An 18,245-nucleotide genomic window follows, 5' to 3' on the forward strand; every position below is an offset into this window, starting at 1 on the left:
TCCGGTTCACCGAAACCGATTTTCGCGCTGGCGGCGTACTCTTTTCAATGAGCGACGACGCAGGAGAAATCTCTCAAGCGGAACTCGCCGAGTACTGTCGGACCCAGGCTGCGATTCTTGCCGGCCATCTGGACCAGCGCAGTTCGGAGCTCACCGACTTACTCGAAGAAATCGAACAGGACACCGCCGACGCTCGTGCGACATTGTCTGAGAGCCCCGAACGTCCGGACACCGATGCGGAAGCCGCTGTCGAAAACATCGAGGCCAAGCAGGAGCGAGCGCAGGCGAAACAGGAAGAAATCGACGAATACCGGACGCTCGCAGAAGGCTATACGGATCTTGCCGAACAACTCGCCGAAGGCTCCGGTGACCTTGAGACCGTGCTGGAGTTCGAAATCGATACCGACGCCCCGACATATTTCGACGCCGAGACAACGATTCTGGGAGTGGCGACTGGAGAAGACAAGCAGTAGTCTATTTTACAGGACGCTCTGCACCACAGACAGGCTGCTCTACAGCGCCGGGGCTGGTGGCAACTGCGGTTCGGCAACGGCCCAGCGCTGGTACAACATTCGACATCACTGAGGTGGGGCAACAACTACCCCCACCGCGTTCACCGTGCTAAACCGTTTTAGCGCCAGCGGTCAATCAGTCGACACTGCTGACTCCATCTTAGCGGATTTAGCTGTCGCAGCCTCGGGGCTTCCTTGTCCGAGTTCCACAGCAGCCAGTACAAGAAAGCCACCGATGAATATCGTGTTTTTCAGAATGTACGCCGCGAACGCGTCAAACAGCCACGGAACTGTCCCTAGTAGAAACGGTTCCTGGAAGTACGCGGATCGGGCAATCACGAGCGTCGCGAGGGTGACAAACTGGTGGCCAAGGAACAGGAAAAATATGGCCCGAATTTTCCGGAGGAGGAACAACAGCCCGATCGTCAGCTCATACACTCCAATGAACACCATCACTGCGGTCAGAGAGATCCCCAGTTCCGGAAGACCAAGGATAGTGACCACCGCATGGACCTCACCACGGACTGGTGTCGATAGCCCGCTAAACAGTGCCTGGACCTTCAGAAACCCATAATATGAAAAAACGAAGGCATACGTGAGGAGTGCTATGCGTGTCCCGTACGGCACTAGTATGCCCTCGACGACGCGGTCAATCACTTCATTATACTTCTGTACCATGAACCGAAGTGGTGACAGTCCACTACCGGTTTGACTTTGTACCTCACCCATACTCCGTTTCCCATCCAAGTCCCCACCATATATAATTCTATGCTGACATTTGGAGGGAAAGTGCCACAGAACGAACCAAATTCATCAGTAGCTTCTGAAATGCGGTGGCCGAGAGATAAAGAGAGTTCCCGCTATTCAGAAGTAGTAGTTGTTGGATCGGCTGATTCCATGCGAGACTGAGTAGGTTGAACCACCTCTACGTCCGACGAGACGAACCAAATTGACGACCGTCGCTCCGGCGCTTCGAACACGGACGACGAGCAATAGGATTACCCTTGACTGTGGAACCAGTGGCGAGCTGCCGCTGTCTCCTCAAAGAGATCGCGGTTGATCGAGTCGTCAGCCATATCGACGACTTCTCAACGGATATCTGTGAGACGACGCTCTCGGCCATAACCAGCGAGGTGTTCGAGACCACACGGTACATGCCCGCTAAATTCACGTCGTTTCGACCACCAACTCCCATTCGATATAGCAGTATATAGTTTATGCGTCCGTAACAGACCGTGTGATGGTGGGTCCGAGGACAGTAGATGGACTACAGACAGTAATCTCAGCCACTTAGCTCCACAGACTTCCGACGCGCACTGGTGAGGAAACGAGATCACGAATTGAACGTGCGCTCGACGAGGTACTTGACCAGATAGAACCCGCCAATCAGCGTGACAGCCATGACCACTAACACAATCGCAATCATGAACAGGAGAACGAGTGCGTCGTTAGCCATTGAACCCACCCGCCTGAGTGGCTGGATATCGTCGAGAACGCATATCGCTAACTTCAGCCTGGACACGCTAATGTAGGAGGCTTTCGGTTCAGCATTCCCTGCTGCTCGTGGTCTACGGTGGGAGTTGATGGATAGAGAAGCGCTCGGTGTGAGGCGTGTAAGGGGAAGGACGGATTAGGTGAGTATCCGGTTGGCAGCATCCGACGTGTAGGACTGCGCCACACATCGGCACGGTGCCGGGAGTCGAGTATGGTATTCGCGGTTGGGAGCGCTACCCCCAAACACGACCAGCCACCGGGAGCAATCGTCGGAACGACACGGTTTTATTCTGAGTGCTTACTTGAAACGCGAAGAATCACTCGATAGGTTCGCAAACGCCCTCTATGAGCTAGTGTCGGTCAAAACGGGGCTAAACCATCGTCGTCATCTCAAAGCTGGAGAGACAGAGCTCTTCGTCCGTAGTACCCGACGACAGTGGCCTCGGCGTTGTATATCGAGGATCAGACAGCAAGGACCACGAGAGCGGGTACTGTATCAAGCAATGCAGGTCTTGGCGTGTGGCGTATACGCAGCCTGGGTCAGAATTCAGGATAGCGCTGTTGCCAGTACACAATCTGATGGCTGCGACGGCTCCGCGGCGAGAATCTGACTGAAAATGACGATTACGTCGAGGCGTGGGCGAGTGGTCCGTTCGGTAGCGTTCTACTGCGCGTGTATCAAAGCGACACGCCCCATTCGATGGAGGGCCGCGGTATGCAGCGTCGGTATGTCGAGGGGCCGAGTATGCAGGAGGGTCTGTACCACCAGGAGTTCCGACAGGCTGTCAGTTACATCCATTGGGCCCTGACGAGTAACCCGGCCCGACCTGAGTAGTCCCGGACCCATCTACCGTGACCGTTTACCGGACCGAACCACGGGTCATATTGATTAGCAACAGGAGATGCGTCCGCACGTCTGTATCCCGTTGGGACGGTAGACGAATCAAATGGAAGCGGCCAATCTGGGCCTGTTTTATATTTGTGAGTTTAAGCTTACCTTCTGCCAAAGTGTGGGATAGTTGTTAATTATGCCCCATATTCCGGCGAAATAGGGTGTCATGTACCCAAATAAAGGCTTTTATCCCGAAGTATGGGACTACATTGAAGTCCCCGGCGTCCGAGGGTGAAATATGTCCAGTGGCAGTGAGCGAACGACGGTTCGGACGTATATTCCGGCCTACCAGAAAGAACAGTGGCAGGCCCACGCCGAGGAACTGGATATGAGTCAAAGCGAGTTCGTCCGGACGATGGTACAGGCAGGCCGAAGTGGCTTTGAGCCAGCAGCATCCGAAACAACCGAGTCGGACGCCGCTGAGAGCGAGAGCGAGGAGCCCCGTTCTCCGGACGCTACCCCCGGGGGTAACGGGCTGAAAGACCGGGTCCAGAATATTCTTGCTGACGGGGACTACTACGAGTGGGACGACCTCGTCGCCGAACTGACAGACGGTATTGAGGAGCGTCTCGAAGAGGCACTGCAGGAACTGCAGTCCAACAACAAAGTGCAGTACAGTGGGCGACACGGGGGGTACGTTCGAGACGAATGAGCACGGAGACAACCACGCCGGACGCCGAGTCGGACCCGGTCGGGTATTTCCTCGATGACATCACGTACCACGGAAAGAGCGACCGGACCCGTGCCTCCTACGAGCGCGTCCTTCGAGACTTCGAGTCCTATCTGGCGGACGGCCACCAGTCCATTCCCGTCCAGGAGGCCTCCCACAGGGACTGCATGGCATATGTCCACAGCCTCCGTGGTACCGTCGAGGAAAGCACAGTCGCGACGTATGCCTCCTATCTACACCGGTTTTTCGCGTACATGACGCAGGTGGGCGTCTTCGAATCGAACCCGATGACGCTGGTCATGGAAGAGATGGACGAGTCCATCAACACCGATCCGACCCGCCGGGAGATAGACCTCCAGTCGATGCGGACGTTCGTCGATAGCGTCTCGCATCCGCTGGAGCGGGCTGTCGTGGTGACGTTGCTGAAGACCGGGATGCGGGCCGGCGAGTTGTGTAACCTCGATATTCGTGATCTCAACCTCGAAACCCCTGGCCCCAGACCGGAGATTCCGGTCCGAGCGGGGCTTGACGGGCGTCCGGACTCGTTGTTCGTCGCGGCAGACCCGACTCTTGGCGAGGCCAGCAACGGGGAAGAGCGGACAGCGTCCAACAAGCGGAAACGGGAGACGACGATCCCTGTCGACGCCGAGCTGGCATCAGTGCTGCGACACTGGCTCGCGATTCGGCCGGACACGCAGTCCCCAGCAGCGCCGCTGTTTGTGTCTACGAGCGACAGCTGGGGGGAGCGGCTCACGCCGAATATGGTACACCACATCGTCGAATCCCACGCCCGCGAGTTCGGTTGGTACTCGGACGGTGGGGGAGCCGAAGAGAACGTTACGCCGCACTACTTCCGGCACTTCTTCACGACGCATCTCCGGGACCGGACCGGTGATCGCGGCGTCGTCAAATATCTCAGAGGCGACGTGGCACAGGACGTCATCGATACCTACACCCACGAATGGGGAACTCGGGTCAGGGATGTGTACGAGGCCGAAATTTACTCGCTACTGTGAGTTTATTGTTGGATATTCAATACTGTTGCCGCACTCCGGGTGGTGGCTGCTGAACTAATAAATCATATGGCGCTATATAGAACTGGGCGAATTCTGCTTCTCAGCTGTATTGTCTCAATGGACGATTTCGATAGCCGCATACGAGACAGGAGGTACGGCCGGATTACACTGCGGGGCCTCCCAGCAGGTAGCTCGACCGAGCAGCGCTCTGGCACGCGCTTGTCGGGGACTCCCGACCGGACTACAAGAGATCACACCGGCTCGAAATGGAACGTCCTACCGGAGCGCAGACGCCGGGGTCACGCACGTCTCAGACGGAGACTCTACCGGATGCAGGGCCACTGATAGAGCTACTCGGGGTCCAGAAGTTTCGACTCGGCAGTTCGGAGATGTTCGAGGAGCGTGGTCTTCGAGATGTCCATCTGGGCGGCGAGCTCGCGGACCGAGATTCCACGCGGCCACTGATAGTAGCCGGCCTCGCGGGCCGCTTCGAACGCGCGCCGCTGGGCCGGCGTTAGCGAATCAGTTCGCAGCCCGCCGACTGAGCGTTCGGAGTCGCTGTCCGGCGTGACGATGGACTCGACCGACACGTCAGCGTCGGCGTCGGCTTCAACGGCATCGAGTGCGGACTGGATCTCGGGCCGCTCTCCGGTGAAACTCACTTGCCACCGTTCGCGCCCGTCTTCGATACGAACGGGCGCGCTGTGGACGAACCCGTGTTCGAGCAGCGTTGGGCAGACTAACTCGTCCGGATCGTACTCCAGCAGGAACTGTCTGACGACGGTCCCCGGCGCGTCGCGCTTGTGGCCGATGCGCGCCTGAAGCTCTTGTATCTCTCCGGCGTAGGGCGACGCACGGACCGCATCGAGGCAGTTTTCGACGTCTGACTTCGTGGCCCCATACGCCGTAAACACGCCGTTGACCGATGCTGTCGGCGACTGTACGGTCTGTTGCACCGTGTGTGCCAGAATGCCGCCATCGGTGCGGTCGGTCGCTTCGATAGCCCAGCAGTTCGGATGCCACAGGTCGAGTGTTAGCCGTGCTCCGGCGCTATCGGTTTGGCTCATGGGATGTGCTGAAATATTTGGTTGGTGGCCCTAAGAGAGTAATCATTGTCTGGTGTGTCCGACACCGGCGGTTGCAGTGTGCGATTCGACGCGGTCCATCAGTGCTGATGCCGACACGACCAGGGCCAGGTACAGTATCGCCACCAGCACGAAGAGTTCCGTGTACTGGTACGTTTCGTTAGCGATTGTACTCGTCCTGCCGTACAGTTCCTGCACAGTGATGAAACTCGCCAGCGAGGAGTACTTGATGAGGTACACGAGTTCGTTCGTCCAGCTGGGAAGCGCGAGTCGGAGGCCCTGTGGAACGACGACGTACCGTATCCCTTCGAGCTTCGAGAGCCCGATGGCGCGTGCGGCAGTCAGCTGTCCGCCGTCGACGGACTCCAGTGACGCGCGCAGATACTCGGACTGGTAGGCGGCGCTGTTCAGCGTGAAACTGATGACGGCCACCCAGAACGCCTGTGCCGGGACGAACCCGACACCGACTCCCGGCACGCCTCTGAGAACCTGCGTCAGTGAGGTCGCGAAGTAGAGGACGAACAACTGGGCGAGCAGCGGCGTCCCGCGGATGAGTTCCGTGTACGACAGGGCGAGCCAGCGGGCCCACCGCCCCCCGTACACGCGGACGACGCTGAGCGGGAGCGCTAGCGTGAACCCGAGACAGACACTGAAGACCGTCAGGAGAACGGTCGTCCAGATGCCGTGTGCCAGCGCCGGCAGGTACGCCGTCGCGTCGGCGGCAAACCGGAGCGTGTCAGCGAGCCATACGAGCGGTGCTCCAGCGACACCGAGTGGCGCGGCGAGCGAGGCGACAGTGTCCGCTGTCGTCAGAAACGGGGCCGCCGGAACGAACGGCGTGCCGCGGTCAAGCCCGAGTACCCCTGCGAGCACGAAATCGGTCGTCCAGCGAGCCAGAACCCAGACCCAGAACAGTGCCAGGCCCACTGTGAGCGGGCGGACGGTGAAGACCGTCCCGACACGGTCACGGAGCCCCGGATTCGGCGACGTTGTCGATTCGGCCGTGCTCATGCCGTCTCCTCGTGTGCGTGCAATCTGCTCAGGAACTGTTCGGTTCGCTCCGCTGTGGGGTTCTGGAACAGTTGCTCCGGCGGGCCGTGTTCGACGATTTCACCGTCGTCGAGGAACACGATGTCCGACGCGGCCGACCGGGCGAAATCCATCTCGTGACTGACCACGAGCATCGTGATGCCCTCCGCTGCGAGGTCGCGCATCACCTCGACGACCTCACCGACGAGTTCGGGATCGAGCGCACTGGTCGGCTCGTCGAACAGCAACAGTTCCGGGTCCATCGCGAGTGCGCGCGCGATACCGACGCGCTGTTTCTGGCCGCCGGAGAGTTCAGCGGGGTAGGAGTCGGCCTGCTCTAGCAATCCGACCTGTTCGAGATGGGTCCGGCCGGCTTCCTCGGCGTCAGCAGCGTCCATGCCGAGTACTTTCTTCGGGCCGAGCGTGACGTTTTCGAGCGCCGTCAGATGCGCAAAGAGGTTGAAGTCCTGGAACACCATGCCGACCTGCTTTCGCAGCTCGTTGACGTCAGTGTCGGTCCCGGTCACGTCCTGTCCATCGAGGGCGATTCGGCCGCTGTTGATCTCCGTCAGTCGGTTCACACACCGGAGCAGCGTGGACTTGCCCGAGCCACTGGGGCCGATGAGGACCGTCACGTCGCCCTGCTCCATCTCGAGGCCAACGCCTTCCAGTACTTCTTCGCTCCCGTAGGACTTGTGCAGGTCGTCGATTGAGAGTAGTGGCTGTGTCATGTCGTTCCCTCCGGTACCGCGTAGTAGTCGCTGAGTCTGTCGAGTGACCGATTCGTCGCGAACGTCAGCACGAAGTAGACGAGGCTGACGGCGAGGAATATTTCGAGTGCTGCCGTCGATTGTCCGCCTTCGTAGAGGTTCTGTCCCGTCGTCAGCAGTTCACCGATTCCGATGACGATGGCGATGCTTGTGTCCTTGAGGACGATAGTGAACTCGTTCTGGAATCCAGGCACGCTCCGGCGGAGTGCTTGCGGGACGACGACGTGCCGAATCGCTTCGAACCGGGACATCGCGACGGCGCGTGCCGCTTCAAGCTGTCCGTCGTCGACGCTCTGGAGCGCACCGCGGAAGATCTGTGACTGGTAGGCGGCGCTCCGGAGACCGAGCGCGATGGTCGCCGTGACGAACGCGCTACTGGAGATAGAGAGGCCGAAGTACAGGATCATAATGATGACCAGCAGCGGGGTGCCACGGAGGACGACCCCGACCTGTTCGACCAACCGCCGGGCCCTGTCCGAGCCGTACACCTCTATCGCACCGGCCGGGAACCCGACGACGAATCCCAGGAGAATACTGGAGACGGTGAGCGCGATGGTGACAGCTGTCCCGCCGAGCAACAGGCCCCAGTTGTTGGCGACGAACAGCCAGTCAGCGGTCTGGAGTAGGATTGCTGCCATGGCCTCACTTCTGTCCGAACCACTTCTCGGTCAGGTCCCGGTACGTCCCGTCGTCCTCGACAGTGGTCAGCCCGCTGTTGAGCGCACCCGCGAGTTCGTCGTTGCCGGACTGAATCCCGAAGCCGAACTGCTCGCCGGTCTCGTGGACGAACGCGGATTCGATGGGGCGGTCTGCGATGAAGGAGTTCGCGACGGGGACGTCGATGATGATGACGTCGACGTTTTCGTTCAGCAGGTCCTCGACGGCGAGCACGTAGTTCCCGTACGCGTTGTAGCTCGACTCTTGAATCGTCCCCGCTTCGATGAGCTGGTCCTTGATGACGGATTCACCCGTTGTCCCCTTCTGTGCCCCGACTGACGCCCCGGAAAGGTCGTCCAGTGACGACGGCGAAAACGACCCGCTCTCCCGGACGACGATGGCCTGATTCGAACTGTAGTACGGGTCGGAGAAGTCGATCGCTTCGTCGCGGTCGTCGTTGATCGTCATGCCCGCCGCGACGACGTCGACGTTCCCGTTGTTCAGCGCCGGAATGAGTGACTTGAACTCCAGTTCCTCCCACCCGCTCAGTTCGTACTCCGACGCCGCGATAACGGCTTCCAGCAACTCGACGTCGAAGCCGACGAGTTCGCCGTCCTGTTTCATCTCAAACGGCGGGAAGCCCGGCGCTGTTCCCGCGGTAAGCGTCTGTGAGTCCCCGCTGCCCGATTGACAGCCAGCGACCGACAGGGTCGCGACAGTGCCACCGATTGCCTGCAGATACCTCCGTCTGTCTACGCGTGCCTCTCGTGGCATAGTCCCACAGTCGAATCAATCATATTTTAACATTTCGGTTACCGCAGAAGTCGCGAGGGTCAGGCCGACGCGACAGGGTCTGCAACCTCGGTAAACACCGAATCGAGGATGTCGAGACAGAGTTCCAGTTCGCGCTCGGTGACGTCGAGTGGCGGGAGGAGTCGGAGGGATTTCTGGCCACAGCCGAGCGTGAGAAGGCCGTGCTGGAGCGCGGTTTCCATCACGGCGTCGCGGCGGTCGGCCGTATCGAACTCCAGAGCGATCATCAGGCCGAGACCGCGAACGTCCTCGACCAGCTGATGGTCCGCCGAAACCTCGCGGAGCCGATCCATGAAGTACGTCCCCTTCTCGGCGGCGTTGTCCAGCAGGTCGTGATCCTCGATAGCGGCGAGTGTCAGTGCGCCGCGCATCGAGCCGAGGATGTCGCCGGCCCCCCACGTCGAGGAGAGCCGCGACGTTTCGGACGGGAAGATGTCCGAGCGGGAGATGGTCGCGCCGACCCGGAGCGCTTTCGCGCTCGTGATGACGTCCGGCTCGATGTCGTAGTGGTCGACAGCCCACATCTCGCCCGTGCGGCCGGCTCCCGACTGGATTTCGTCGGCGATGATCGGGATGTCGTGTTCCCGGCAGAGGTCGTCGACGGCCGAGAGGAACTCGGGGCTCGGGACGCGATAGCCGCCTTCGCCCTGTATCGGCTCCAAGATGAGGAATGCGACTTCCTCGGGCGGGATGTGGCCGGTGTCTGCGTCGAGTTTCGAACGGAGGCGCTCGACTCCGGCCTCGGAGTACTCCACGTCGTGAATCCCGCTGAGTTCGGGGAACTTCCGGCGGTAGACGGACTTCGAACGGTTCAGCGAGAGCGCTCCCAGGGTCCGACCGTGGAACGCGCCGTCGAAGGTAATGCCGTACTTCGGCGTCTCGCAGTTGTCGTAGCAGATCTTCATCGCGTTCTCGACGGCCTCTGCGCCGGAGTTCGAGAGGAAGACGGTGTCGAAGTCGTAGTGGCTGGTAATGTCGGTCAGCCTATCCATCAGGTGGGCGGGACCCGGCAGCGACGTTTCGTCGGGCGAGCCGCCGGTGCTGACGTAGAAGTCCTGGCCGGCTATTTTCAGCGGGTCGACCATGTCGAACTCGTCGGCCCGGTCGAGCACTTTCGGGTTGTTGTAGCCGAGCGGTGACGCGGCGACGTGGCAGGTGAAATCGAGCAGGACGTTGCCGTCCGCATCGGTACAGAACGGACCGATTGCGTCTTCAGTGATGTCCCAGACGAAATCGTACACGTACGTGCTCGGCGCGGCGGTTTCGTGGTGGTACTCGACCCACTCGCTGCTCTGTGGGCCGGGAAGGCTATCGACACGCGGCTCCGCAGTATTGCGGTCCATGTTATCACAATCGCCATCATTGGTAATAAATCACTGTGTTCCGGCCCCGCGTGCCGGCCACACAACTGGGTGCGTGCCGCGGTTCGAAGCTATAGTAACAATTGAAACGATGTACACACTGATCGCACTGCCGTCATGCGATCAGGTGTGCCTTGATTTTCAATGGCTACGATACGCTACAGGATCCGCTTGCCGAACGCGCTGGCGGCGAGTTCGGCCGCTCGTTCGCCCGTCGTGTTGCGCTGGTCGAGGATAGGGTTGACCTCGACGACGTCGAGCGAGCGCAGCACCGATTCGGCGGCGTCGCGGTCGGCGACCCGTTCCATCGCCGTATGTGCCTCCCGGTAGGTGACGCCGCCCGGGACTGGCGTCCCGACCCCCGGCGCGTCGTCCGGGTCGAGCCAGTCGAGGTCGAGGCTGACGTGGATGTCGTCGACGCCGTCGGTCGCGATGTCGAGCGCCTCGTCGGTGACCGGTCCGATACCGCGCCTGTCGATATCTTCCATGGTAAAGACGGAGATGTCGCTCTCACGGAGGACCGCTCGTTCGTCAGCGTCGAGGCTCCGCGCTCCGACGATGGCGGTGTTCTCCTCGGCGACGTTCGGGGCGGTCGCCCACGGCATCTCTGCGAAGTCGCCGTAGCCATGGGCGGCCGCAAGCGGCATACCGTGGACGTTCCCGCTAGGCGACGTAGTCGGGGTGTTGTAATCGCCGTGGGCGTCGAACCAGATGACGCCAAGTTCGTCCGTCTGGGCCGCGCCACGCATCGTGCCCATCGCGATAGAGTGGTCGCCGCCTAACACCAGCGGCACGCTCCCGTCGGCTATTTCCGTCGCCACCCGGTCGGCGAGGGTGTCGGTCATTTCGGCGATCGCATCGAGGTACTTCGCGCCGTCGTCGGTGGTCGCCGACTGCGACTGTAGCGTCGGCAGTGCGAGGTCCCCAGCGTCAGTGTATTCGACGCCGGCCGTATCGAGGGCGGTACTGAGGCCGCCGTAGCGAATCGCCGACGGCCCCATGTCGACGCCACGCCGGTCGGCGCCGAGCGCGAAGGGGACACCGAGCACCGCGACAGGTGACACGGAACGACTGTGGTCTCGCGAGTGGGTAGACTGAAGCGACATCCGTTGCTACGGCCATAGCCCGCGGGCGTTCATAGCCTCACCGATTCGTGAGAGCGCGACGATGTAGGCAGCCGTTCGCCATGTGACGTCACGGTCCTCGACTTCGGTCCGGAGAGCCTCCCAGGCATCGAGCATCTCGGCTTCGAGTTCTTCGTTGACCTCCTCGCGGGACCAGCTCCGGCGATTGATGTGCTGGAGCCATTCGAAATAGCTCACAGTGACGCCACCGGCGTTGGCGAGGATGTCCGGGATGACTGGGATGTCGCGCTCTTTGAACACAGCGTCGGCTGCTGTCGTTGTCGGGCCGTTCGCCCCTTCGACGACGATGCTCGCCTGCACGTCTGCAGCGTTTTCCTTGGTCAGGACGTTCCCGACCGCCGCGGGAATGAGGACGTCAACGTCGAGTTCCAGCAGCTCGGCGTTAGATATCTGCCGTGGTGCGTCAACATCACCTAACTGACCGTGTTCGTCGCCGTCAGCCGAAATCGATTCGATATCGAGACCGGATTCGTCGTAGATGCCGCCGTCGACGTCGCTGACAGCGACGACGGATGCGCCCCAGGAGTCGAGGAGGCGTGCGGCGTTCGCGCCGACAGCACCGAAGCCCTGTACGGCGACAGTGGCACCCTCGACGGTTCCGTCGTAGTAGTCGAGCGCTTCGCGGGCGACGATGGCGACGCTCCGGCCGGGTGCTTCCTCGCGGCCGTGTGTCCCGCCGACCGCTGTCGGTTTGCCGGTCACGATGCCGGGGACCGTCTCGCCCTCCTGCATCGAGTACGCGTCCATGAACCAGGCGACGGTCTGTTCGTCGGTCCCCATATCGGGTGCGGGGATGTCTTTCGTCGGCCCGACAACTTCGCGGAGCTCCTCGGCGAACCGACGGGTCAGCTGCTCGGTCTCCTGTGCGTCGAGCGTCGACGGGTCGACGACGATGCCGCCCTTCGCGCCGCCGAAGGGGAGGTCCATCACCGCACACTTCCACGTCATCAACATCGCCAGCGCCGTACACTCCTCGGCGGAGACGCTCGGATGGTATCGCATGCCGCCTTTGTACGGCCCTCTGACCTCGAAGTGCTGGACGCGATAGCCGTTGAACACCTCGACGCTCCCGTCGGTTCGGCGGATCGGGACAGACACCTCGACGGTTTTCGATGGGTGACGGAGCTGCTCAAGCAGCCCCTCGGAGAGATCGAGGTGTTCGGCCGCCCGCTCCAGTTGGCGGCGGGCTGTCGCGATCGGCGATTCATCGTCGTCTGGCGCTTGTTCTGATGGCTCCTTCTGTGTGCTCATGATTGGTTGGTGGATTCGGCTCTTGGTTCCGGTGCGTACGCCCGTTCGCTTACGGGACCAATGGGGCGAGTACGCTGCGTCGTTCAGGACGCTGCTTCCGTCCTGACTGTCAACATCCGACGGCTGGAGTGAGACAGTGTATCGGCACCAATACCGGTATTGTTAATAAATATTTGGGACTGTCTGCGGGACAAATAGTTTGAACATAGCAAAACCAAGTAGACATCTTGGTTCGTCGCTTATAGAGTATTATGGGCCAGATTAGTGGCGTATTTGCGGAATATTCCATAAATATGGATTTGATATGCCCAATATGAGCAAGACCACATTGGTCAGATGAAGCTGCGCCAGATAGCATAAATATCGATGCAGACGTGCTGTACCATGGCCTGGTACTGAACAGAGAATTATCGCGTATTTGACTATTTCAAAAATAGACTTGGCACGGCAGTGTCGGAGCACTGTACTGGGAGAGACCACCCACGACAGGTATAACTCTCGCGGCGACCCGCCGGAAACAGCCTGTAGGCATGGCTATCGGGCCTGATACGCTACCTCGACCTCTTACTAACGATGGTACGACTGTTATTGTGACACATTTGCCGGGTGAGTCGCTCCGTTCGACGGTCACAGTAGCACAGCCGAGATTTGAGCTATCCAAATGTCGAAGTCCGGACGCCGTCGTCGTTTCGTGGTCGTCGCCGACACATGGAGACGAGTGTACGACGCCGTTGTTACGTGCCCCGGTCAAACGAGGTCATTTCGAGATTGACTTCGATGAGGTTCGCGGCCTCCATCACCATCTCTGGGATTTCGGTGTCGAAACGGGTCCCTTTCAGACGGCTGGTCGGTGCAGTCACACTGACCGCGCCGACGACGGTCCCGTCGTTGTCCAGAATCGGCGCACCGACCGCCCGAAGGCCCCGAATCTCTTCCTCGTCGTTCGTCGCGTACCCTCGCTCCCGGATGGTCTCTAGCTCGTCGCAGAGCGTCTCTCGGTCCGTAATCGTGTGCTGTGTCTGTCGGGAGAGCCCTTCACGGTCGATTATTTCCTCGACGCGTTCGGACGGGAGACACGAGAGGATCGCCTTCCCCGAAGCACTGTCGTGGAGGTGCTGTGGGGCCTCCCGCAACTGGAGGTGATAGTCCATCCCGACGGCGTGTTCCCCTCGCCGCTCGTAGATGGCGACTTCGCGCCCGTCGTTTTCGACGACCAGATGGACGTACTCGCCGGACCTGTCCGCCAGTTTGTCCACTTCCTCCTGTCCAGCGGTGTAGAGTTCCGTCTCGTTGCGGACGTGTTCGCCCATCGTGACGAACCGAAAACCGAGCTGGTACGTGTCGTTGTCCTTCGTGAGGAAGCCACAGTCGGTCAGCGTCGCGAGATACGTGTGGAGCGTTCCCTGGGAGAGCTCGATTCGCTCGTTCAGTTCCTGCAACGTCGCGCTGTTTGACTCCTGAACAGCTTCGATGATCTCGCAGGCGTTCTCCACGGACTGTATCCGCCGGCCCGTGTTTTGTGTGTCGGCGTCGTCGGTCATTACCCCAGTAGAGTTGCCGTCATTATTTAAAAACCCGGATGTGAGCGATGAGCGACCGGAACACCCGCTTGGACGCTACCGACCGACAGGAAGTAATGCCACGCACAGTATGACCGTCCGACTCATTGCGGACAGAATCGGTAACAGCCGAGCTGTGAGTGTGTCTGTGCTGTGAGCCGTAGGGCGCTGTCTTATCGAGGCGTTCAGATTGACGGCCGATCTGCACCTACTATTGGTTTATAAATTCTTAAGCTATCAATTCCAATATCGTATATTGCACTTCTAGATTGAAAGTCCTGAATTCTCTCTAATATAGTCCGTTTTGCAATCCAGAAATGGCGAATATAGATATATAGTCACCTCTGATAGAATCTGCTGCTATTTTACAGTACCGTAACGCTGCTAGATCGAAACCGCACGATGGGTCCCGAAGACGGTGGTGCTAGCCGACAAGGCTATATAAATAGTCGTCCAGAACACGGGGGTGTTGTCCGGTAACTAAAACACTTATTGTTGTTACCGGCCGAGACACTAGTATGTCAACGACGCCTGCGCAGGACGGCACGCAGTGGTTCCTGCATACATGGCGAGACCACATTCTCGAGCCGATAGAGACGGCTCTCTCCGTGCTTGACGTGGAGCATACGGAACTCGCGGCCGAGCAAGGTGGTCTCGAAGACTTCCTCCAGCGCCTGCGTGCCGTCGACCCCGCCGACCAGCCCTCCTCCCCCGTCGGTGCGCGAGGTCGACAGTCCGCATCAGACCCCGTCGAAGCGCTACGGGACGCCTACGCCGACACGGTGCTGGCTGTCGACCACTACGAATCAGTGTACGACGAATCGCTGGTCGAGAACGTCGCTATCGAGTTCGGGCCGGACTACGCAGCGCTGTTTCACCCCGAGACGAACGTCGGGTTCTCGCCGCCGCTCAAACGCTCGCTGGTGGCAGCGACCGAGCAAGCAATCGACGAACGGACCTCGCTGGACCGCGCTGTCAAAATCGAACAGGAGTCGATGCGGAAGTATCGCGGCAGTCTGCAGGAGATCATCGAGACGCTCGACAGCACAGTCGTGCCCGAGTGGTATCGCGAGACGTTCCAGAGTGACGTTACTGCGCTTCTACAGGAACGCCAGGACCAGCTCCACTCAAGCGTCTACCGGTTCGAGACACACGAGTTCTGCACGTACATGTACGAAGAGCAACTCTGGACGTATCCGGTGTTGACCAGTCTCGCGCGGTTACAGGAATCTGTGGACAGCTGAACGGGCGGCTCTCTGGCAGACAGGTGTAGGCGTCACTGAAGCGCGGTGAACTGGACGCCAGCACACCCTCCCAACTTGGGGAGTACTGAGACGAGTACACAGTCGTTGTATTCTGCGGCAACCGTCACAAGAGGACACCATTCACTATCTCCGGGCGAACATATTCGCCCCGCTTCCTGCGAGATGAGAGTGCGGTTCCCTATATATACAGGTTGGTCTTCGAGTTGCAGCCGTGAGCTACCATGGAAACGCGTAGAACATTCGTGCGCGGTCTGGGTCTCGCGGCTGGAGTTGCGCTAGCTGGCTGTTCATCGGGCGGCGGCTCCGACAGTAGCGGGGACGGCGACTCAGGAAGCGGCGGTGACGGAGCAGACGGCGGCGAGACCGAGTCCAGCGACGGCGGGAGCGGGTCCGAATGGACCGAGACGAGCACCGTCGAAATGACGGACGAACTGGCATACGAGCCGAAGAAAATCCAGGTCGAGGCAGGCACGACGGTCACGTTCGAGAACGTCGGCAGCATCGGCCACACGGTGACGGCCTACGAGGACGAGATCCCCGACGGCGCGGACTACTTCGCGTCCGGCGGGTTCGACTCCCTGCAGGCCGCGAAAGACGGCTACAGCAACGGGCAGGAAGGCAACATCCCGAAAGGCGAGAGCTACGAGGTCACGCTGGAGACGACGGGGACCTACGAGTACTACTGCATCCCCCACGAGATGAACGGGATGGTCGGCACAATCAAGGTGGTCTGATATGAGCAAAAACGAAACCCCACGCGATCCGAACGAAGTCCTCGAAGAGTACGAAGAAACCCTCGACTCGGTACTGGCGGAGGTCGAGTCACCGGACGAAACGACTGAGGACAACGACCTCTCGCTGGGGCTGCCCGGCCTCTCGCTCGGTCGCCGAGACTTCATGAAGGCCGGCGTCGCCGCCGGTGCGATGGGCTCTGTCGCCGGCTGTTCGGCGCTGACCGGCGGTGGCGATGGCAGTGCCGGCAGCCAGTCGACACCCTCGGGCAGCGGCGCGAGCCACACGGTCGAACCCGGCGAACACGACGAGTACTACGGGTTCTGGTCCGGTGGCCACTCCGGCGAACTACGGGTCATCGGCATCCCGTCGATGCGCGAACTCACCCGCATTCCGGTGTTCAACACCGACTGTGCGTCGGGCTATGGTTTCACCGATGATACCAAGGAACTGCTCGAAGAGAGCGGCGGCTACTCCTGGGGTGACAACCACCACCCGAACCTCTCGGAGACAGACGGGGACTACGACGGCGAGTACCTGTACGTCAACGACAAGGCCAACGGCCGCATCGCTCGCGTGAACCTCACGTACTTCGAGACGGACGCCATCACGGACGTCCCGAACATGCAGGCCATCCACGGCTGTTGTGTCCTCTCGCCGGACACGAAGTACGTGCTGGGCAACGGCGAGTTCCGCGTGCCGCTGCCCAACGACGGGACCGACGCGAAGAACCCGGACAACTACACGTCGCTGTTCGTCGCCGTCGACCCCGAGTCGATGGAGACCCAGTGGCAGGTCAAGGTCGACGGCAACCTCGACATCGTCGACACCGGCAAAGAGGGTCGGTGGGCCATCTCCTCGGCGTACAACAGCGAGGAGGCCACCGACATTCAGGGCATGACGAAGGACGACCGGGACAACGTCAAGGCCTTCGACATCCCGGCCATCGAGCAGGCCGTCGAGAACGGCAACTACGAGGAGGTCAACGGCATCCCCGTCGTCGACGGGACGCAGGAGAGTTCGCTCAACCAGGGCGACCGCCCCATCGTGAAATACATCCCGACGCCGAAAAGCCCCCACTGTGTCGAGGTCGGGCCGAACGGCGACTACGCCTTCGTCGCGGGGAAGCTCTCGCCGACGGTGACGATGATCGACCTGAACGCGCTGGCCGATTCCTCCGACCCGGAGGATGTCGTCGCCGGGCGACCGCGCGTCGGGCTCGGCCCGCTGCACACGACCTTCGACGGCAACGGCCACGCCTACACGTCGCTGTTCATCGACTCACAGGCCGTCAAGTGGGACATCGAGGCGGCCGTCGAGGCCGAAGAAGGGTCCGAGGACCCCATCATCGAGAAGCAGGACGTCCACTACAACCCGGGCCACATCCAGGCGCTCGAGGCGATGACGACCGACCCCGACGGGGAGTGGCTGGTTAGCCTCAACAAACTCTCGAAGGACCGGTTCCTCCCGGTCGGCCCCATCATGCCCGACAACGACCAGCTCATCCACATCGGGCAGGGCGAGGAGGAGATGGAACTGGTCGCGGACCACCCGGCCTACCCCGAGCCACACGACTGCGTGTTCGCCCACAAGGACAAGATCGACGCCAAGAAGGTCTACGACAAGGACGACTACGAGGAGACCTACATCACGGAGGAGGACTCCGGCGTCGAGCGCACGGGCGACAACAGCGTCCACGTCAAGATGACGACCAAGCGCTCGGAGTTCGGCCTGCCGGACTTCACGGTCCAGGAGGGCGACGAGGTGAAACTCTCCACGACCAACATCGAGGGCGTGCAGGACATCATCCACGGCGTTGCCATCCCCGAGCACGACATCAACTACGCCGTGGCCCCACAGGACACCCGCGAGGTCACGTTCACAGCTGACGACCCCGGTGTGTACTGGATCTACTGCACGTACTTCTGTAGCGCCCTGCACCTGGAGATGCGCAGCCGGATGATCGTCGAACCGGCGGAGGGGTAGCGCCACAA

At 60.6% G+C, this 18,245-nt stretch carries 17 protein-coding genes; 6 read left to right on the forward strand and 11 right to left on the reverse strand.

The features are described 5' to 3' along the window. The first annotated feature begins 47 nt into the window (after positions 1 to 47). A complete protein-coding gene (locus C442_RS08845) occupies positions 48 to 473 on the forward strand; it encodes a hypothetical protein (RefSeq protein WP_008309635.1) in 426 nt (141 codons plus the stop codon). 171 nt (positions 474 to 644) lie between these two features. Here C442_RS08845 and C442_RS08850 read toward each other — a convergent pair whose 3' ends face one another. Together C442_RS08850 and C442_RS22880 are read right to left on the reverse strand one after the other, a co-directional pair. Next, positions 645 to 1,241 carry a hypothetical protein gene (locus C442_RS08850; protein ID WP_049942902.1) on the reverse strand — a complete coding sequence of 199 codons (597 nt, stop codon included), beginning with the start codon at positions 1,239 to 1,241 and terminating at the stop codon, positions 645 to 647. Between the two features lie 604 nt (positions 1,242 to 1,845). Next, the gene (locus C442_RS22880) at positions 1,846 to 1,968 is read right to left on the reverse strand and encodes a hypothetical protein (protein ID WP_004962120.1); all 123 of its coding nucleotides are present in this window, start codon (positions 1,966 to 1,968) and stop codon (positions 1,846 to 1,848) included. A 1,168-nt stretch (positions 1,969 to 3,136) separates the two neighbouring features. On the opposite strand from C442_RS22880, the gene C442_RS08855 reads away from it, so the two are divergent. After that, a complete protein-coding gene (locus tag C442_RS08855) occupies positions 3,137 to 3,550 on the forward strand; it encodes a DUF5805 domain-containing protein (protein WP_008309641.1) in 414 nt (137 codons plus the stop codon). Next, positions 3,547 to 4,584 carry a tyrosine-type recombinase/integrase gene (locus tag C442_RS08860; protein WP_008309642.1) on the forward strand — a complete coding sequence of 346 codons (1,038 nt, stop codon included), beginning with the start codon at positions 3,547 to 3,549 and terminating at the stop codon, positions 4,582 to 4,584. Before C442_RS08855 ends, C442_RS08860 begins: the two co-directional genes overlap by 4 nt. Before the next feature lie 350 nt (positions 4,585 to 4,934). Here C442_RS08860 and C442_RS08865 read toward each other — a convergent pair whose 3' ends face one another. The 9 genes from C442_RS08865 to C442_RS08905 form a co-directional block, all read right to left on the reverse strand. After that, positions 4,935 to 5,651 carry a helix-turn-helix domain-containing protein gene (locus tag C442_RS08865; RefSeq protein WP_008309643.1) on the reverse strand — a complete coding sequence of 239 codons (717 nt, stop codon included), beginning with the start codon at positions 5,649 to 5,651 and terminating at the stop codon, positions 4,935 to 4,937. Positions 5,652 to 5,693: 42 nt separating this feature from the next. Beyond that, on the reverse strand, positions 5,694 to 6,680 hold the full coding sequence (locus tag C442_RS08870) for an amino acid ABC transporter permease (protein WP_008309644.1): 987 nt from the start codon (positions 6,678 to 6,680) through the stop codon (positions 5,694 to 5,696). Next, the gene (locus tag C442_RS08875; RefSeq protein WP_008309645.1) at positions 6,677 to 7,429 is read right to left on the reverse strand and encodes an amino acid ABC transporter ATP-binding protein; all 753 of its coding nucleotides are present in this window, start codon (positions 7,427 to 7,429) and stop codon (positions 6,677 to 6,679) included. Before C442_RS08875 ends, C442_RS08870 begins: the two co-directional genes overlap by 4 nt. Then, positions 7,426 to 8,106, reverse strand: a complete 681-nt coding sequence (locus tag C442_RS08880; protein WP_008309646.1) for an amino acid ABC transporter permease — start codon at positions 8,104 to 8,106, stop codon at positions 7,426 to 7,428. The genes C442_RS08875 and C442_RS08880 overlap by 4 nt, the downstream gene beginning before the upstream one ends. Positions 8,107 to 8,110: 4 nt before the next feature. After that, positions 8,111 to 8,899, reverse strand: coding sequence for a basic amino acid ABC transporter substrate-binding protein (locus tag C442_RS08885; protein ID WP_008309647.1), 789 nt, complete (start codon positions 8,897 to 8,899; stop codon positions 8,111 to 8,113). A 59-nt stretch (positions 8,900 to 8,958) separates the two neighbouring features. Further along, entirely contained in the window at positions 8,959 to 10,281 is a 1,323-nt protein-coding gene (locus tag C442_RS08890) for a class-III pyridoxal-phosphate-dependent aminotransferase (RefSeq protein ID WP_008309648.1), read from the reverse strand. Between the two features lie 176 nt (positions 10,282 to 10,457). Then, entirely contained in the window at positions 10,458 to 11,405 is a 948-nt protein-coding gene (gene rocF, locus C442_RS08895) for an arginase (RefSeq protein ID WP_049942903.1), read from the reverse strand. A gap of 6 nt (positions 11,406 to 11,411) precedes the next feature. Further along, positions 11,412 to 12,695: a glutamate dehydrogenase GdhB gene (gdhB, locus tag C442_RS08900; RefSeq protein WP_008309650.1), complete on the reverse strand. Its 1,284-nt coding sequence runs from the start codon at positions 12,693 to 12,695 to the stop codon at positions 11,412 to 11,414. 734 nt (positions 12,696 to 13,429) lie between these two features. Then, the gene (locus tag C442_RS08905) at positions 13,430 to 14,236 is read right to left on the reverse strand and encodes an IclR family transcriptional regulator (protein ID WP_008309652.1); all 807 of its coding nucleotides are present in this window, start codon (positions 14,234 to 14,236) and stop codon (positions 13,430 to 13,432) included. 536 nt (positions 14,237 to 14,772) lie between these two features. Here C442_RS08905 and C442_RS08910 point away from each other — a divergent pair. The 3 genes from C442_RS08910 (at position 14,773) to nosZ (ending at position 18,237) form a co-directional block, all read left to right on the forward strand. Further along, entirely contained in the window at positions 14,773 to 15,498 is a 726-nt protein-coding gene (locus tag C442_RS08910; RefSeq protein ID WP_008309654.1) for a DUF7260 family protein, read from the forward strand. Between the two features lie 242 nt (positions 15,499 to 15,740). Then, positions 15,741 to 16,253 (forward strand): plastocyanin/azurin family copper-binding protein, encoded by a 513-nt coding sequence (locus C442_RS08915; protein ID WP_008309655.1) that lies wholly within the window; start codon positions 15,741 to 15,743, stop codon positions 16,251 to 16,253. 1 nt (position 16,254) lies between these two features. Then, positions 16,255 to 18,237: a TAT-dependent nitrous-oxide reductase gene (nosZ, locus tag C442_RS08920; protein ID WP_008309657.1), complete on the forward strand. Its 1,983-nt coding sequence runs from the start codon at positions 16,255 to 16,257 to the stop codon at positions 18,235 to 18,237. The last annotated feature ends 8 nt before the right edge of the window (positions 18,238 to 18,245 follow it).

Source organism: Haloarcula amylolytica JCM 13557, assembly GCF_000336615.1.
In the GTDB taxonomy this organism is placed as follows: Archaea; Halobacteriota; Halobacteria; order Halobacteriales; family Haloarculaceae; genus Haloarcula; species Haloarcula amylolytica.

What these genes read in the sequence shown, in the direction of transcription:
- C442_RS08910 (WP_008309654.1), top strand. Translation starts at nt 14,773, where the DNA reads ATGTCAACGACGCCTGCGCAGGACGGCACGCAGTGGTTCCTGCATACA.
- C442_RS22880 (WP_004962120.1), bottom strand. Translation starts at nt 1,968, where the DNA reads ATGGCTAACGACGCACTCGTTCTCCTGTTCATGATTGCGATTGTGTTA.
- C442_RS08855 (WP_008309641.1), top strand. Translation starts at nt 3,137, where the DNA reads ATGTCCAGTGGCAGTGAGCGAACGACGGTTCGGACGTATATTCCGGCC.
- C442_RS08875 (WP_008309645.1), bottom strand. Translation starts at nt 7,429, where the DNA reads ATGACACAGCCACTACTCTCAATCGACGACCTGCACAAGTCCTACGGG.
- C442_RS08890 (WP_008309648.1), bottom strand. Translation starts at nt 10,281, where the DNA reads ATGGACCGCAATACTGCGGAGCCGCGTGTCGATAGCCTTCCCGGCCCA.
- C442_RS08860 (WP_008309642.1), top strand. Translation starts at nt 3,547, where the DNA reads ATGAGCACGGAGACAACCACGCCGGACGCCGAGTCGGACCCGGTCGGG.
- gdhB (WP_008309650.1), bottom strand. Translation starts at nt 12,695, where the DNA reads ATGAGCACACAGAAGGAGCCATCAGAACAAGCGCCAGACGACGATGAA.
- nosZ (WP_008309657.1), top strand. Translation starts at nt 16,255, where the DNA reads ATGAGCAAAAACGAAACCCCACGCGATCCGAACGAAGTCCTCGAAGAG.
- C442_RS08850 (WP_049942902.1), bottom strand. Translation starts at nt 1,241, where the DNA reads ATGGGTGAGGTACAAAGTCAAACCGGTAGTGGACTGTCACCACTTCGG.
- C442_RS08880 (WP_008309646.1), bottom strand. Translation starts at nt 8,106, where the DNA reads ATGGCAGCAATCCTACTCCAGACCGCTGACTGGCTGTTCGTCGCCAAC.
- rocF (WP_049942903.1), bottom strand. Translation starts at nt 11,405, where the DNA reads ATGTCGCTTCAGTCTACCCACTCGCGAGACCACAGTCGTTCCGTGTCA.
- C442_RS08845 (WP_008309635.1), top strand. Translation starts at nt 48, where the DNA reads ATGAGCGACGACGCAGGAGAAATCTCTCAAGCGGAACTCGCCGAGTAC.
- C442_RS08885 (WP_008309647.1), bottom strand. Translation starts at nt 8,899, where the DNA reads ATGCCACGAGAGGCACGCGTAGACAGACGGAGGTATCTGCAGGCAATC.
- C442_RS08915 (WP_008309655.1), top strand. Translation starts at nt 15,741, where the DNA reads ATGGAAACGCGTAGAACATTCGTGCGCGGTCTGGGTCTCGCGGCTGGA.
- C442_RS08870 (WP_008309644.1), bottom strand. Translation starts at nt 6,680, where the DNA reads ATGAGCACGGCCGAATCGACAACGTCGCCGAATCCGGGGCTCCGTGAC.
- C442_RS08905 (WP_008309652.1), bottom strand. Translation starts at nt 14,236, where the DNA reads ATGACCGACGACGCCGACACACAAAACACGGGCCGGCGGATACAGTCC.
- C442_RS08865 (WP_008309643.1), bottom strand. Translation starts at nt 5,651, where the DNA reads ATGAGCCAAACCGATAGCGCCGGAGCACGGCTAACACTCGACCTGTGG.